9 protein-coding genes are annotated in these 15,991 nt (G+C 65.9%); 5 read left to right on the top strand and 4 right to left on the bottom strand.

Annotation, left to right across the window (positions count from 1 at the left end; translation table 11 throughout):
- The first annotated feature begins 75 nt into the window (after positions 1-75).
- The 5 genes from GGQ64_RS21570 to GGQ64_RS21550 all read left to right on the top strand — a co-directional run bounded on the left by GGQ64_RS21570 (position 76) and on the right by GGQ64_RS21550 (position 10,901).
- A complete protein-coding gene (locus GGQ64_RS21570; protein ID WP_246422829.1) occupies positions 76-5,589 on the top strand; it encodes a DUF4082 domain-containing protein in 5,514 nt (1,837 codons plus the stop codon).
- Between the two features lie 8 nt (positions 5,590-5,597).
- A complete protein-coding gene (locus GGQ64_RS21565; RefSeq protein WP_183807395.1) occupies positions 5,598-6,818 on the top strand; it encodes a GTP-binding protein in 1,221 nt (406 codons plus the stop codon).
- A gap of 31 nt (positions 6,819-6,849) precedes the next feature.
- A complete protein-coding gene (locus GGQ64_RS21560) occupies positions 6,850-7,158 on the top strand; it encodes a hypothetical protein (RefSeq protein WP_183807394.1) in 309 nt (102 codons plus the stop codon).
- Between the two features lie 21 nt (positions 7,159-7,179).
- Positions 7,180-9,324 (top strand): peptidase domain-containing ABC transporter, encoded by a 2,145-nt coding sequence (locus tag GGQ64_RS21555; RefSeq protein WP_183807393.1) that lies wholly within the window; start codon positions 7,180-7,182, stop codon positions 9,322-9,324.
- Positions 9,325-9,572: 248 nt separating this feature from the next.
- Positions 9,573-10,901, top strand: a complete 1,329-nt coding sequence (locus GGQ64_RS21550) for an HlyD family type I secretion periplasmic adaptor subunit (RefSeq protein WP_183807431.1) — start codon at positions 9,573-9,575, stop codon at positions 10,899-10,901.
- A gap of 45 nt (positions 10,902-10,946) precedes the next feature.
- On the opposite strand, the gene GGQ64_RS21545 is transcribed toward GGQ64_RS21550, so the two are convergent.
- The 4 genes from GGQ64_RS21545 to GGQ64_RS21525 all read right to left on the bottom strand — a co-directional run bounded on the left by GGQ64_RS21545 (position 10,947) and on the right by GGQ64_RS21525 (position 15,684).
- The gene (locus GGQ64_RS21545) at positions 10,947-11,588 is read right to left on the bottom strand and encodes an Isoquinoline 1-oxidoreductase subunit (RefSeq protein ID WP_183807392.1); all 642 of its coding nucleotides are present in this window, start codon (positions 11,586-11,588) and stop codon (positions 10,947-10,949) included.
- A 2-nt stretch (positions 11,589-11,590) separates the two neighbouring features.
- Positions 11,591-13,744: a xanthine dehydrogenase family protein molybdopterin-binding subunit gene (locus GGQ64_RS21540; RefSeq protein WP_183807391.1), complete on the bottom strand. Its 2,154-nt coding sequence runs from the start codon at positions 13,742-13,744 to the stop codon at positions 11,591-11,593.
- A 5-nt stretch (positions 13,745-13,749) separates the two neighbouring features.
- On the bottom strand, positions 13,750-14,208 hold the full coding sequence (locus tag GGQ64_RS21535; protein ID WP_183807390.1) for a (2Fe-2S)-binding protein: 459 nt from the start codon (positions 14,206-14,208) through the stop codon (positions 13,750-13,752).
- Between the two features lie 684 nt (positions 14,209-14,892).
- Positions 14,893-15,684 (bottom strand): alpha/beta hydrolase, encoded by a 792-nt coding sequence (locus tag GGQ64_RS21525; protein ID WP_210300346.1) that lies wholly within the window; start codon positions 15,682-15,684, stop codon positions 14,893-14,895.
- Between the last annotated feature and the right edge of the window lie 307 nt (positions 15,685-15,991).

Genomic DNA, 15,991 nt, shown 5'->3' with positions numbered 1-15,991 from the left:
GCAGAATGCTCTGCGGGCAAAGTCGTTCGAGATCCAGTCGAGATCGTTTCGGCACAGATGGAGCGCGGGGCAATCATGTTCAGGTTTCAGATCAAGAACCATGACCTCTTGAGCGTATCGGGTGGTTCGGCAAGAACCTATGTCGGCGCGACCAATGGAGCACACCCTACCGGTGCGAACACCGACCTTTCCGCCGGCACACCGGCTTCGCACGGGGCGCAGACGGCCAACGATGCGGGCTTCGGACCCGCGCTGGGCCGCATGCTGCAGCCGATCGCATCTGCCCTGTCATTCGCATCGGATCTGAACCCGTCTTCGGGAACGCCGGCGACGCCGTTGCCGGGCGGGCCGGCCATCGCAGGCCCGGTCTCGCTGTGGTCCTACCTCTTCAGCGCGCCGCTGGGAGACTGGAGCGCCCTGAAATCCCCCGACACCGGGAGTAAGTCCGGCGCAACGGATGCCCGCGGCAAGCCGCCCATCTCGTCGTTCGGCGCGGCCGCGCCGGCTTCGGCCTCGGCGGATGCGGCGGGTCCCGCGAACACGCCGGTCGACAGCGGCGCAACGAGCCCGCAGACCTCCGCCACGCCGACCGTGAAGGTTCCGACGGGACAGACGGGCGGCAATCCGGAGGGGACGGGAAGTCCCACCCCGTCGATCAAGTCCGTCTCCCCCACCACGCAAGGCGGGCAGGAGAGTGCCCTCGAGGGCAGCGACAGCGAGACCATCGCGCCCGAGATGGTCGTCGGCCCGTCCGGCTCGGAGATGCCGGCCGAACAGACGATGACGCCCTCGGCTGCCGCCACGGATACGCAGGCCTTCGCGCCGGCCACACCCGGATCGGCGCCGGATGCCGCGCCGAGCGACGAACCCGGAGCCGCCACGCTTGCAGCCGCGGCCGCAGTGCCGAACAAGATCGCCCTGGAAAACATGAAGCAGGGCAACTCCATCGACGAATGGGGTATCTCCGGCGACGGCGACGGCAACATCCAGGGGTTTGCCACCGAAATCAGCACGGATGTCGGCGGCACCGTGGACTTCAAGATCGCCACGGATTCCACGCACTATCGCATCGACATCTATCGCCTGGGCTACTACGGCGGCGACGGCGCCCGCCTGGTGGACTCCGTCGAAAAGACGCTGACCACCGCCCAGGACCAGCCGCACCCGATCGTCGACATGTCGCTCGGCCTGATCGACTGCGGCAACTGGTCGGTCTCCGCAAGCTGGGGCATCCCGGAGGATGCGGTTTCCGGCGTCTACATCGCCAAGCTCGTGCGCCTGGACGGCACCGAGGGCGAGAGCCACATTCCCTTCGTCGTCCGCGACGACAGCTCGACCAGCGACATCGTCTTCCAGACGTCCGACACCACCTGGCAGGCCTACAATGCCTGGGGTGGCGCCAGCCTCTACTACGGCGAAGTGCCGGTCGATCCCGCCGACATGATCGGCTACATGCCGCCCAACTGCAGCTGCGGCCTGACTGCGATCGGGCGCGCCTCCGCAGTCAGCTACAACCGTCCGATCATCACCAATACCAGCCCGATCGGTGGCACCCACGACTTCATCTTCGGCGTCGAGCACTCCGCCATCCAGTGGCTGGAGCAGAACGGCTACGATGTCTCCTATATTTCCGGCGTCGATTCCAGCCGCAACGGCGCGCAGCTCCTCAACCACGATGCGTTCCTCTCGGTCGGCCATGACGAATACTGGTCCGCCGAGCAGCGCGCGGCCGTCGAGGCGGCTCGCGATTCAGGCGTCAACCTCGCCTTCTGGGGCGGGAACGACATGTACTGGAAGATCCGCTGGGAGAACAGCATCGACGGCAACGGCACGCCCTACCGCACGATGGTCTGCTACAAGGAGACTTGGGGCACCAGCACCGATCCGAGCGACACCGGCACGGGCACCTGGCGCGATCCGCGCTATGCCGATCCCGGGCAGGAGCCCGAGAATTCGCTGATCGGCACGATGTTCACCGTCGACGGCTACCGGACCGACGAGATCACCGTGTCCAGCGACTTCTCCAACCTCCGCTTCTGGCGTGACACCGATATCGCGGATCTGGAGGCGGGCGAAACCTACACGATGCCGAAGAACATCCTCGGCTACGAGTGGAATTCCGACGTCGAGAACGGCTTCCGGCCCGCCGGCCTGATCAACATGTCGCTGTCGACCGTCTCGGTGAACTCCTACCTGCGCGACTACGGCACCACGGTCGGCGACGCCGAGGTCAACCACAGCCTGACCATGTACCGCGCCGAGAGCGGCGCTCTCGTCTTCAGCTCGGGGACGGTATTCTGGTCGTGGGCGTTGAACGACCAGCATTCCGGCCCCGCCATGCCGACCGACAAAAACGTCCAGCAGGCGATGGTCAACATGTTCGCCGACATGGGCATCCAGCCGACGACGCTGGTATCCAGCCTGATCCTGGCATCGGAATCGACGGACACTCTCCGGCCCACATCGACGATCACCACCCCCGTCGTCGGTGCCAGCTTCATCGAGGGCCAGCATGTCACCGTCACCGGCACCGCGGCCGATCTCGGCGGCGGCGTCATCGCCGGGGTGGAGGTTTCCACCGATGGCGGCGAGACCTGGTTCAAGGCCACCGGCCGCGAGAACTGGAACTTCAACTGGGTCGTCCAGGCGAGCGGCACCTACACGATCATGTCGCGCGCAGTCGATGACAGCCTGAACCTGGAGACCCCGTCAGCCGGCAAGCAGGTCAACGTCAACCTGCCCTCCAGCACCGTCAGCCTGTGGACGCAGGCGTCGAAGCCGACGCAGGAAACCGTCATCGACCGCGACGCCGTCGAGGTCGGCCTGCGCTTCGAGACGACGGCCAACGGGACCATCGAGGGCATCCGCTTCTACAAGGGCTTCTACAACACCGGCAGCCACCGGGTCAGCCTCTGGGACGAAAACGGCAACCAGATCGCCACCGGCATATCCACGAACGAATCCATCACCGGCTGGCAGACGGTCAAGTTTACAAGCCCCGTCCAGGTCACCGCCGGCACGACCTATACCGCCTCCTACCACACCAAGGGCTACTACTCCTCGACCTACGACTATTTCGACACCGCTTACCAGAACGGTTTCCTCAAGACGGGGGAAAACGCCAGCGTCTATTCCTACACCAACACGCCGGGCACCTTCCCCGGCAGCGTCTCGGACGGGCGGAACTATTGGGTCGACGTCCTCTTCAACCCCGGCACGAACGCAGCACCTGTGGCCGTGGACGACAACGGCTTCACCATCGGCCGCAACGGCATGCTGACGCTGTCGATCGCGGCACTGGTCGCAAACGATACGGATGCCAATGGCGATCCGCTGACGATCACCGCCGTGGGCGGCGCCGTCAACGGTACCGTCACCCTCAACACGCAGACCGGCACCGTCGTCTTCCAGCCGAACCAAGGCTATTTCGGGCCGGCGAGCTTCACCTACACTGTTTCTGACGGGCGCAACGGCACCGACCAGGGCGCCGTCAGCCTCACCGTCGAGGAAGGCCCGAGCGGCGTCTCCCTGTTCGAGCCGACCGCTGCGCCAGTGGGCCCGGTCTATGTCGACGGGACCGGCGTCGAGCTCGGCATGAAATTCGTCGCCTCGTCGGCGGGCGAGGTTACCGGCATCCGCTTCTACAAGGCTTCCGGCGATACCGGCACGCATACCGGCGCGCTCTACAACGCGAACGGGACCCGGATCGCCTCGGTGACGTTCGCCAACGAGTCGCTCAGCGGCTGGCAGACCGCCACCTTCTCGACCCCGATCCAGATCACGGCGGGCCAGACCTATACGGCCTCCTATCACAGCAGCAACGGCACCTATTACGCCACCGGCAGCTATTTCAACTCGCCGCGGACGAACGGGCCGTTGACGGCCCCCCCCTCCGCCTCGTCGGACGGCGGCAACGGCGTCTTCCGCTACGGGGCCAGCGGGCTGGTCCCGACGCAGAGCTACAACGCCTCGAACTACTGGGTCGACGTCGTCTTCAAGCAGAGCACGGCGAACACGGTGCCCGTGGCCGCAAACGACAATGGCTACGTGGCGACCTACAACACCGCGCTCTCGATCGGCGCGTCCTTGCTGCTGGCCAACGATGACGACGCGGATGGCGACACGCTCGTCATCACCGGCGCCGGGAACGCGACGAACGGCAGCGTTGCCTACAACAGCCAAACCAATTCAGTCGTCTTCACCCCCACGGCGGGATACACCGGCGCGGCCAGCTTCTCCTACACCGTCTCGGACGGCCGCGGCGGCACGGATACGGCGACCGTGAGCCTGACGGTGGCGCCACAGTCGAACGCCACCAGCCTGTTCTCGCCCTCCGACACCCCGGCGGTGACGTCGAGTTCGGATACGTCTCCGGTCGAGCTCGGCATGAAGTTCGTTGCCTCCGCGAGCGGCCAGATCACCGGTCTGCGCTACTACAAGAGCGCCCAGGACACGGGCACGCATACTGGCTCGCTCTGGACCGCCGCAGGCGACCTGATCACCTCGGCCACCTTCGTCAACGAGAGCGCGAGCGGCTGGCAGACGGTCCTGTTCGCCCAGCCGGTCACCATCGCGGCCGGCACGACCTACGTCGCGAGCTACCAGTCGAACGGCCGCTACGCGGTAACCTCGAACTACTTCACCACGACCCGGACGAACGGCGACCTCAGCGCGCCCTCGAGCGCCACGAGCGGCGGCAACGGCCTCTTCGCCTACGGCTCCGGCAACGAGTTCCCCAACCAGAGCTGGAGTTCGTCGAACTACTGGGTCGACGTCCTGTACGAGCGCAACACCGCCAACACCGCGCCGGTCGCCGTGAACGACCCCGGCTACCAGACCCAGACCGGCACGCCGATCACGATCCAGGCCTCGGCCCTTCTCGGCAACGACAGCGACGCCGACGGCGACCCGCTCACGATCACCGGCGTCTCCAACGCCGTCAACGGCCAGGTTTCGTTCGACAGCCAGGCCAACACGGTCACCTTCACGCCGACCGCCGGCCACCAGGGCGCCGCGAGCTTCCGCTACACGATCTCGGACGGGCAGAACGGCACTGCGTCCGCCCAGGTCTCGCTCAACGTCAACGCGCCGGCCACTGATCAGACCGTATTCTCGGCCAGCGCGACGCCGACGACCGTCTCGGTCGACGACAACAGCCCGGTCAATCTCGGGATGAAGTTCCAGGCGGACGTCGCCGGTTCGATCACCGGCATCCGCTTCTACAAGGCCGCCAACAACAACGGACCGCATACGGGTTACCTCTGGACCGCGGACGGCGACCTGATCACCAGCGCCACCTTCACCAACGAGACGGCGAGCGGGTGGCAGACCGCCGATCTGGCCTCGGACGTGGAGATCGACGCGAACTCCACATACATCGTCTCCTACAGCACCAACGGCAACTACTCGGCGACCTCCGGAGGCTTCAACTCCGAGGTCTCGAACGGCAATCTGCGCGCCCTCTCCTCCACGCTGAGCGGCGGCAACGGGGTCTATTCCTACGGGTCCTCGGGCGTGATGCCGGCGAGTTCCTACAACAGCACGAACTACTACGTCGACGTGGCCTTCCGGCCGCAGTTGGCGGCATGAGGAGGTCGATGGCGGTCTTGAATGGCGACAATCGGCTCCCCGTAACCGTTCTTTCGGGGTTCCTGGGAGCCGGCAAGACGACGATCCTCAACCAGGCCCTGCGCAACCGCGAGGGTCGCCGCGTCGCCGTTATCGTCAACGACATGAGCGAGGTCAACATCGACGCCGATCTCGTGCGCGACGGTGCCGGCCTGTCGCGCACCGACGAGACGCTGGTCGAGCTGACCAACGGCTGCATCTGCTGCACGTTGCGCGACGACCTGCTGAAGGAGGTCCGCCGCCTGGCTGCCGAGGGTCGGTTCGACTACCTGCTGATCGAAGGGACCGGCATTGCCGAGCCTTTGCCAGTCGCGGCAACCTTCTCCTTCCGCGACGAGGCGGGCCAGGCCCTCAGCGACGTGGCGCGGTTGGACACGATGGTCACCGTCGTCGACGCCGCAAGCCTGCTCTCCGACTACAGGAGCGCCGATTTTCTCCGCGACCGCGGCGAGGCGCGCGACGAGGCCGATGCGCGGACCCTTGTCGACCTTCTGGTCGAGCAGATCGAGTTCGCCGACGTCGTCGTCGTCAACAAGGTCTCCGAGGTGGCTGCCGGCACGCGGGCAGAGATCCACCGGATCATTACAGCGCTCAACCCCGATGCCCGCGTCGTCGAGGCGGACTACGGCCGCATCCCGCTGGAAGCGATCCTCGATACCGGCCTGTTCAGCGAGGCCAAATCCGCACGGCACCCGTTCTGGCACAAGGAGCTCTTCGGCTGGGGCGACCACGTGCCGGAGACCGAGGAATACGGCATCGCAAGCTTCGTCTATCGCGCAAGGCGTCCCTTCGATCCGGCGCGGTTCCACGCCTTCCTGGCGATGGAGCGGCCCGGCCTCTTGCGCGCAAAGGGGCACTTCTGGCTCGCCAGCCGCCCGGACTGGATCGGCCTCCTGTCGATCGCCGGCACGCAGGTCCGCGCCGAGCCGAAGGGGATGTGGTGGGCAAGCGTGCCGCGCGCCCACTGGCCGCGCCACGCGCAGTTCCAGGAGATGCTGCAACGGCACTGGACCTCCGCCTGGGGCGACCGGCGCCAGGAGATCGTCTTCATCGGCAGCGGCATGTCCGAAGACGCCATCCGCCAATCCCTCGACGATTGCCTGGTCGGCGCGGACACCGGCTACGACCCACGCCTCGCGCGCGGGCTCTTCGACCCCTTCCCCGTCTGGGGACACGATCATGTCGCCTGAGCGACGCAACGCAACAACCAAGGAGGCCAAAATGTCCAGCGAACTCTATTCCGACGGCATCGGCGAGATCACCGTCACCGGCACCATCGTCCGCATCGACCTGATGTCGCTCTCGGCCACCGAGCGCGACGCCAGCAACAACCCCGTCCCCGTCTTCCGCCAGCGCATCGTCATGCCCGTCGATGCCTTCGCCAACGCCGTGGACCTGATGCAGAAGGCACTGGGCGGGCTGGTCGAGGCCGGCGCTGTCCGCCGCATCAGCGACGCGCCGAACGTGCAGGCGGCCGAGGCCGCGCAGAAGGGACAGCCGACCTCGAACGCATCGCCCAACTTCAACTAGACCCGTTCGGGGCCGCAGCGCATGACCACGAACCCGCATACGAACCTGCAGTGCCTGGTGCTGGTAGCCCGTCATCATGGCGTCGACCTCTCGCCCGAGCGGCTGATGCACGACTATGCCGTGGGCGATGTCCCCGTCACCCGGCGCCAGATGCTGCGCATGGCGAAGGATGCGGGACTGCGGGCGCGCCACGTCACCCTCGACTGGGACGGTCTCTTCACGCTCGGCGAGGCATTTCCCGTCATCGCCGAGCTGGAAAACGGCAACTGGATCCTGATCGCCGGCGCCGGCGGCGAGGGCGACAACCGGATGATCCGGGTCCTCGATCCGCTCGCCGAGCGCCCCGAGTTCATGCTTCTGGAGAAGGAGCGCTTCCTGCGGTCCTGGCGCGGCTCGGTCATTCTCGTCAAGCGCAACTACCGCATGTCGGACGTCGATCAGCCGTTCGGCTTTCGCTGGTTCATCCCGGAGATCATCCGCCAGCGCAGCCTCTTTCGCGACGTGGCGCTTGCAGCACTCGTGCTTTACGGGCTGGGGCTTGCGACCCCGATCTTCTTCCAGCTCGTGATCGACAAGGTGCTGGTGCACCAGAGCTATGCCACGCTGACGGTGCTGACGATCGGCATTGCGATCGCGCTCGTCTTCGACGCCGCCTTCACCTTCCTCAGGCGATACCTGCTGCTCTACGCCACGAACAAGATCGACATCAAGATCGCCACCCGCACCTTCGGCCACCTGCTGAACCTTCCCGTGGCCCTCTTCGAGCAGACCTCGGCCGGCGTGCTCGTCAAGCACATGCAGCAGACGGGGCGCATCCGCGAATTCCTCACCGGCCGCCTCTTCCTGACGCTGCTGGACGGGCTGTCGCTCTTCGTCTTCGTGCCGATCCTCTTCCTCTACAGCGTCAAGCTGACCCTCGTCGTCCTCGCCTTCGCCGCTCTCGTCGGCCTCGTCGTCATGCTGCTGGTCGGCCCCTTCAACCGTCGCCTGCAGGCGCTCTACCAGGCCGAGGGCGAGCGCCAGGCGCTGCTGGTCGAGACCGTGCACGGCATGCGCACCGTCAAGTCGCTGGCGCTGGAGCCCCGCCAGCGCAAGGTCTGGGACGACAGCTCTGCCCAGTCCATCTCCGTCCGCTTCCGCGTCGACCAGATCTCGGCAATCGCCCAGTCGCTCATCGGGCTGGTGGAAAAGCTGATGAGCGTCGCCATCATCGGGCTGGGTGCGCTCGACGTCTTCAGCGGTGCGATGACCATCGGCGCGCTCGTCGCCTTCAACATGCTCGCCGGCCGGGTTTCCGGACCGCTCGTGCAGATTGTCACGATGGTGCATGAGTACCAGGAAGTCGCGCTGTCGGTGCGCATGCTGGGCGAGATCATGAACCAGCGGCCCGAGCAGTACGGCCGCGGGCGCGGCATGAGGCCGGAGTTGCACGGCCGCATCGAGTTCGACAACGTGACCTTCCGCTACGGCGCGGACGGCCCGCCGGCACTGGACGCCGTCTCCTTCACCGTCCCGGCCGGCTCGGTCTTCGGCATCGTCGGCAAGAGCGGCTCCGGCAAGACGACCGTCACCCGCCTGATCCAGGGCCTCTACCAGAACCAGCAGGGGATCGTCCGCATCGACGGCTACGACAGCCGCGAGATCGACCTGGTCCACCTGCGCACCAGCATCGGCGTGGTGCTGCAGGACAACTTCCTGTTCCGCGGCACCGTCCGCGACAACATCGCCGCCGCAAGACCCGACGCCACCATCGAGGAGATCGTCGAGGTCGCGCACATGGCGGGCGCCGAGGAATTCATCGAACGGCTGCCGCGCGGATTCGAGACCATGCTGGAGGAAAACGGCTCCAACCTTTCGGGCGGCCAGAAACAGCGCCTCGCCATCGCCCGCGCGCTGCTCACCAATCCGAAGCTGCTGATCTTCGACGAGGCGACCAGCGCGCTGGATCCGGACAGCGAGGCCATCGTCCGCCAGAACCTCAGCCGGATCGCCGCGGGCCGCACCGTCATCATCGTCTCCCACCGCCTGTCCACGCTCGTCGATGCCGATGCCATCCTCGTCGTCGATCGCGGCAAGGTCGCCGACATCGGCCGCCACGACCAGCTCGTCTCGCGCTGCATGACGTACCGGCACCTGTGGAGCCAGCAGACGAGGCAGGTCGCATGAAAAAGAGAACCGGACCCCAGGGGAGCGCCCCCCCGAACGGCGCCGGCCCGGATGACAGGCCGAGCGACGGCAAGCCGGACGTGGACAGGTCAAATGAAGACGGGCCAGTCGAAGCCGATGCCAGCAAAGTCGAGGTCAGCAAAGTCCAGGCCGGCGAGCGCAAGGCGGCTGGAGACGACCGGGCCGCTGCGAAGAGCAACCTGCCGGTCCCGGTCAAACAGCCTGGCACCGACCTCGTCGTGCAGCGGATGCTGCCGCCGGTCATCGCCGAGTTCCAGAGCGACGCAGTGGAACTGGAGGAGCGCGTGCCGCCGCGCATCGCCCGGCTGACGCTCTACGGCATCACCGCGCTGATCGCCGCCGCGATCGCCTGGGCGAGCCTGTCTGAGATCGACGAGGTGGTCGTCGCGCCCGGCAAGCTGATCACCACCAAGCCAACGATCGTCGTCCAGCCGATCGAGACGTCGATCGTGCGCACCGTCGACGTTGCCCAGGGCGATACGGTGCGCGCCGGCCAGGTGCTCGCGACCTTCGACCCGACCTTCAGCCAGGCCGACGTGGATCTGCAGCGCGCCAAGTTCGCAGCCCTCGATGCGCAGTTGAACAGGCTTTCGGCGGAGCTCGGCGGCAATGACTATGCGAAGTCTGCCGGCTTCTCTCCCGACGAGAGGCTGCAATTGCAATTGTTCGGCCAGCGTCTCGCCTTCCATACCGCGCAGTTGCAGAACTTCGACCACCAGATCGCCGGCCAGAACGCCACCCTCGTCGCCAGCGCGAACCAGCAGCACATTCTCGCCAGCCGCAAGCAGAACCTGGCCGAGATCGAGGCGGCCCGCGAACTCCTGTGGCGGACCGACAGCGGCTCGCGCATCAATTTCCTCGGCGCGCGCGACGCGCGGCTCGACGTCGAGTCCGACCTGTCGCAGTTGCAGGGCCGTGCGGCGGAAGCCGTCCATGCGCTCGCCAAGCTCAGGGCCGACCGCCAGGCCTTCATCGAGGATTTCCGCCGCACCACCATGGAGCAACTGGTCGAGACGAAGACCCAGCACGATGCGGCCGCCGAGGAACTGAAGAAGATGGAGCGCCGACGCGACATGGTCGAGATGCGGGCGCCGGCCGACGCGGTCGTCCTCGACATGGCGCAGCGTTCGGTGGGGTCGGTCGTGCGCGAGGCCGAGCCGATGGTGACGCTCGTCCCGCTCGACGCGCCGCTGGAAGCCGAGATCTCGATCAATTCCCGCGACATCGGGCAGGTCACCGTCGACAAGGACGTCCGTGTCAAGTTCGACGCCTATCCGTTCCAGAAATACGGCACCGTCACCGGCAGCATCCGCACGGTCAGCCGCGACGCCTTCAGCCCGAGCCAGCAGGAGACCGCTGCAGGCCAGCCGCCCACGCCCTACTTCAAGGCGCGCATCCCGCTGGCGAACACCGAACTCCACTATGCCGGAAAACCCGTGCGTCTGCTTCCGGGCATGACCGTGTCGGCCGAAGTCAAGGTCGGCCGCCGCACCGTCATCTCCTATTTCCTCTATCCCCTCGTCCGCGGACTGGACACCGCCCTGCGCGAGCCGTGACGATCAGGCTCGTCGGGCGCGAATCTGAAAGGATCGCGACGTACTTCAATCAGGACATTCGGCCCCTGTCGTGACCCACGCGTCGATCAGGGCGGCAAAGGTTACCTGCGAGCCCGGGGGCGCGCTCCTGCCTTCGCCCGGATGCCAGGCCCAGCCGACCAGGTGGTCCTCTCCCATGTGGCGCACGAGGTCGGCATGCGAGCGATTGCCGTTCCGCTCCGTGTCCTTCACCTGCCGGCAGATCTCGCCGACCGTCAGTCCCTGCCAGGCCATGCTGGCCGGCGCCAGCGACCAATGGGCATTGCCCGGAATGGATTTCAGGCGGCTGCCGACGATCGGACGGTTCTCGGCGCCGTGGCAGGCGGCGCAGGCAAGCCCCGCCGGGCCCACGGCGCTCTCGGCTGCGATCATCAGCGGCACATGCGGATGCAGGTTTTCGCCCTGGGTGGGGCTGCGCGTTGCCGGATGGCAGTTGATGCAGCGTGGATGCGTCAAAACACGGCTGGCCTCCACGAAAATCGCCTTCGAGCGTGCCCCGGTGTCGGCAATGGTCTCGAAGTCGGAGACCGCCTTGAGGGTTCCGCCATCGGACGTTTCGGCATGACTGCGCAGGGGCCCCATGCCGGCGGCGACGCCGACCGCGACTAGCGCGGCAAGGAGCGGCATTGCAAGCAGTTTCCCGGCCATGGTCACACCCTCCGCAATTCACTTTGGTCGATCGGGAGCGATCGCAGCCGCTTGCCGGTGACGACGAAGAGCGCGTTGAGGAGCGAGGGCGCCACACCGGGGGTGCCGATCTCTCCAATGCCGCCCGGCGCCTCCGAACTCGGCACGATGTGCACTTCGATCTTCGGCGTCTCGTGGATCCGCAGAACGGGGGAATCGTCGAAGTTGCCCTCGACGACAGCGCCGTTCTCGACCGTGATACGCCCATAGAGGGCGGCGCTCAGGCCATAGACGATGCCGCTCTGGATCTGGGCCTCCACCGTGTCCGGATTGATGACCTGGCCGCAATCGACCGCGCAGACGATGCGATCGATCTTGAGGCTTCCGTCCTCGGCGATGCCGGCTTCGGCGATCATCGCGGCAAAGCTGCCGAAATCCTCCGCAACGGCGATCCCCCTGCCCATCCCTTGCGCAGGCGCGGTCGACCAGCCCGCCTTCTCGGCCGCAAGATCGAGCGCGCCCAGGAGACGCGGCTTGTGCTGGAGCAGCCGGCGGCGGTATTCGAGCGGATCGACGCCGGCGATATGGGCCAGTTCGTCGATCCCGCCCTCGACCGGCGGGATGTTGCGCGTGGCGCCGACGCCGCGCCAATTGCCCGTCAACATGCCGTCCGGCGCCTCGTGCCGCACGAAGTCCGTATATTTGTTGGCGATGGCATAGGGAGATTCCGCGCCGGCCATGATGTCGAGGTCTATGCCGTCGCGCGTGAAGGCCGGCAGCCAGCGCGCCATGACGGAGGGGCCGATGACGCGGTGGCGCCAGGAAACGGGCATGCCGTCCGCATCCAGGGTCGCCGTGACCTTGCTGTAGTTGAGGTAGCGATAACAGTCGTGGCGGATATCCTCCTCGCGGCTCCAGGTCACCTTGACCGGGCCATCGACCTGCTGCGCGATCTTCGCCGCCACGATGACGCTGTCGACGTCGAGCCTGCGGCCGAAGCCGCCGCCCAGCAGGTGGTTGTGCACCACGACCTTGTCCACCGGCAGCCCTGTGACATCGGCCACGGCCTGCCTCGCCCGACCCATGACCTGCGTGCCGACCCAGACCTCGCAGCCGTCGCTGCGGATATGGAGCGTGCAGTTCAGCGGCTCCATCGCCGTATGCGTCAGGATCGGCAGCCGATAGACGAACTCGTGGACAGGACCGTGCTCGGCTTCCGCCTTTTCGACATCGCCCTCGTTGATATGCGGCAGGGCGCTGCCCTCGATCGCATTCTCGGCGCGTCCTTCGAGATCGGCCAGCGTAAGATTGCCGTTCGGACCCGGATCCCAGTCGATGGACAGGGCAGCGAGCCCCTTGCGGGCGGCACCGGTATTGTCGGCGACGACGGCGACGGCATCATCGATCCGCACGACCTGCCTGACGCCCTTGACCGCCAAGGCGGGGGCATCCTCGAGCGAGCGCAGCTTGCCGCCGAAGTGGGGACAGAGTGCGATCGCCGCATAGGACACGCCGTCCGGGCGGGCATCGATCCCGAACTTGGCCGAACCGTTGACCTTCTCCGGACTGTCGAGCCGCCGGACGGACTGGCCGATCACCTTGAAACTGGTCGCAGGTTTCAAAGGCACTTCCTGCGGGACGGCCTGCGCCGCTGCCGCCTCCACCAGGCTGCCATAGGCGGCGCGGCGGTTGCTTGCGGCATGAACGACCTGCCCGGCCTCGGCCGTGCAGGTCTCCGGCGCCACGTCCCAGCCACGCGCAGCGGCGTTCACCAGCATGACGCGCGCGGTGGCGCCGGCCTTGCGCATCTGCTCGTAGACGCCGCGGATGGCAAGCGAGCCTCCGGTGATCTGGTCGCCGAGCAAGGGGTTTGCATATAGCGCAGGATCGGCGGGCGCGTGCTCCAGTTCCACCTGATCGAGGGAAACTTCCAGTTCCTCGGCCAGAAGCATCGCCACGGCCGTGTAGATGCCCTGCCCCATTTCCACCGACGGCATGACGAACACGATCTTGCCTTCGGCCGGAATGCGGATGAAGGCACCGGCCTCGAAGGCCTCCGGTGCGGCGGACGAAGGCGCAGGCCTCAGGCCGATGACGAGGCCGGAAGCCGTCAGCGATGCGCCGATCAGGAAATGACGGCGCGATACGGGAAGGGTGACTTTGTCGTGGATGGACATCACACTCACCTCTCCGCCGCGGCCAGCTTGATCGCGGCGCGAATGCGCGGATAGGTGCCGCATCGACAGATATTTCCGGCCATGACCGCGTCGATGTCCTCGTCGGTCGGCGACGAATTGGCCGCAAGGAGTGCCGTGGCGGACATGATCTGCCCGGACTGACAGTAGCCGCACTGGACGACATCGATGTCGAGCCAGGCCTTCTGCACCCGCGCGCCCTCCACGGTCTCGCCGATCGCCTCGATCGTGGTGATCGGCTTGGACACCGCGTCGGAAACCGGCATGACGCACGACCGCACAGGCAAGCCGTCGACGTGCACCGTACAGGCGCCGCACATGGCGATCCCGCAGCCGAATTTCGTTCCGGTGAGGCCTATGGTGTCGCGCAGGACCCACAGCAGCGGAATATCGCCGTCTACATCGATGGAATAGGACTTACCATTGACCTGGAGATCGTATGACATGTGAATATCGGCTGTTAGCCGCCCCCGGGGATCCATGCCGCAACGCGAAAGCTAGCAGAACTTCCGCGCAACCACGGATTAACTTTTTTGTGAAGCCAGGATACGTGATAGCTCTTGCAAGCCACCGTTTGGCCACATTCCGGATGGCCCAGACTTGCGATCGCCACCGCGATGCTTGAAGCTCCGCTGGTGGAAAACTGGTTCATCGCGGAGCGCTCGGTGCCAATGCTGGTAGGAGAGTTCAGGCAGCCAAGGGGTCTCTCCTTTCAGCATGAATCCTTCGGTGCATTTGGATGCACGACACCACTTCACTTGCTTTGGGTACGTGGCAAATTGGCGAGGACGACAAACCATTGGTATGTGCTCGGGCAACCGGCATTGGATGGAACGGAGTCCTTGAATCAATGGGACTTTCGTGCTGGCGGCTCGGCGGCCGCGACCGTTGTTAGAAAGTCGTCGCGAGGATGAATGGCAATGCACAAGCTGATCGTGGAGCCGAGAGCGAACCTCGAGGGAAACGCCGAGAGACGCTGAAGAAGCGGGCTTCCGCGACGCCATCAGCCCAGGCCGTCCGGCCCGATGTGCGGACCAGCGCCCGAACTCGGTGGCCTGCCCTCAGTGCCTCGTCATCGACAAGCCTGCCAACACTGCCTGTCGCGCCGATCACCAGCACCAGGAGCCTGCTCATGGAGCAACCTTTCCGTCCGGTCTTGGCATAGATTTCTTCCAGAATTCGCACGCGGCCGCTATCCAGCCCTGCGCGGACGTGCCCGCACCGGTACCGAAGCCGTGGCCGACGCGCGGGTACTCGAGATATTCCACGGATGTCCCCGTCCTGCGCAGCGCATCGATCCGACGGCGCATGGTCGCGGGCGACGCGATGCCATCGTCTTTTCCGACGACTGCGAAGGTGGCCGGCTCCACGGGCGCGCGGGCCGTATACGCCATGACGACCGTAGTGGGCCCGTCGATCCTGTCGCCGCCAAACGCGGCCACCCCGCGCGACCCGATAGATGCGGCCATTCTTGCACCCGCCGAACTGCCCCACAGCGAGTAGCCTTCCGTGGATATGCCAAGCTTTCGGGCGTTGTGGAACACGAAGGAGAGTGCCGCGGCCATGTCTTCGGTGGCTACCAAGCCGCCAGCACCGGCCCGGTATCGGACGACGAAGGCGTTGTATCCGCAGGCGTTGATCTCGTTGGCGTAGGGAAATCCTTCGTGAACTGAACCGACATAGGCAAACCCGCCTCCCGGCGCGATCATCGCGAAAGATGCGTCGGGTGGGCCTCGGAAGAAGAACAGCCCAGCCCTCGCCTTGCTGGGGTCGCTACGCTTCTCCTCCTCGGAGTAGATGTCGAAGAATACCTGATGTCCGGCTGCGAGGTCCTCGATCATGCGATTCAGTCCGGCCACCACAACGTCAGGCTTGACTTCGCTGTGGTAGGGCAGCAGCGAAGCGATCTGGTCGAGACGCATCTCCGGATCGTAGCCCCGACCATCCCACGGGAGAATGAGCGGTGCGAATCCTTTGAAGGCGGGATGTGAGAGTAGATGGCCTATTCGCTCGCCAGTTGCGAGATGGCGCACGGACGAACTATCCGCGAGTTTGTCAGCTTGACCCGGCTGGACTGACAATTTGTCCGCCTTCTCCGCGGCTGCCGACATTGGGGCAATCGTAAGCGACAGGACGAGGCCTGCAGCCCGCAGGGGGCCGGGCTTCGCCCTTGAGGGTCGTCCGGCGGATTTGGATTCGAATGCGGACATCGTTGCGTCGGGCCGCCTG

Origin of the sequence: Mycoplana azooxidifex, assembly GCF_014196765.1 — a bacterium.
Taxonomy (GTDB): Bacteria; Pseudomonadota; Alphaproteobacteria; order Rhizobiales; family Rhizobiaceae; genus Mycoplana; species Mycoplana azooxidifex.
This window is presented reverse-complemented; position numbering and strand designations above follow the sequence as displayed.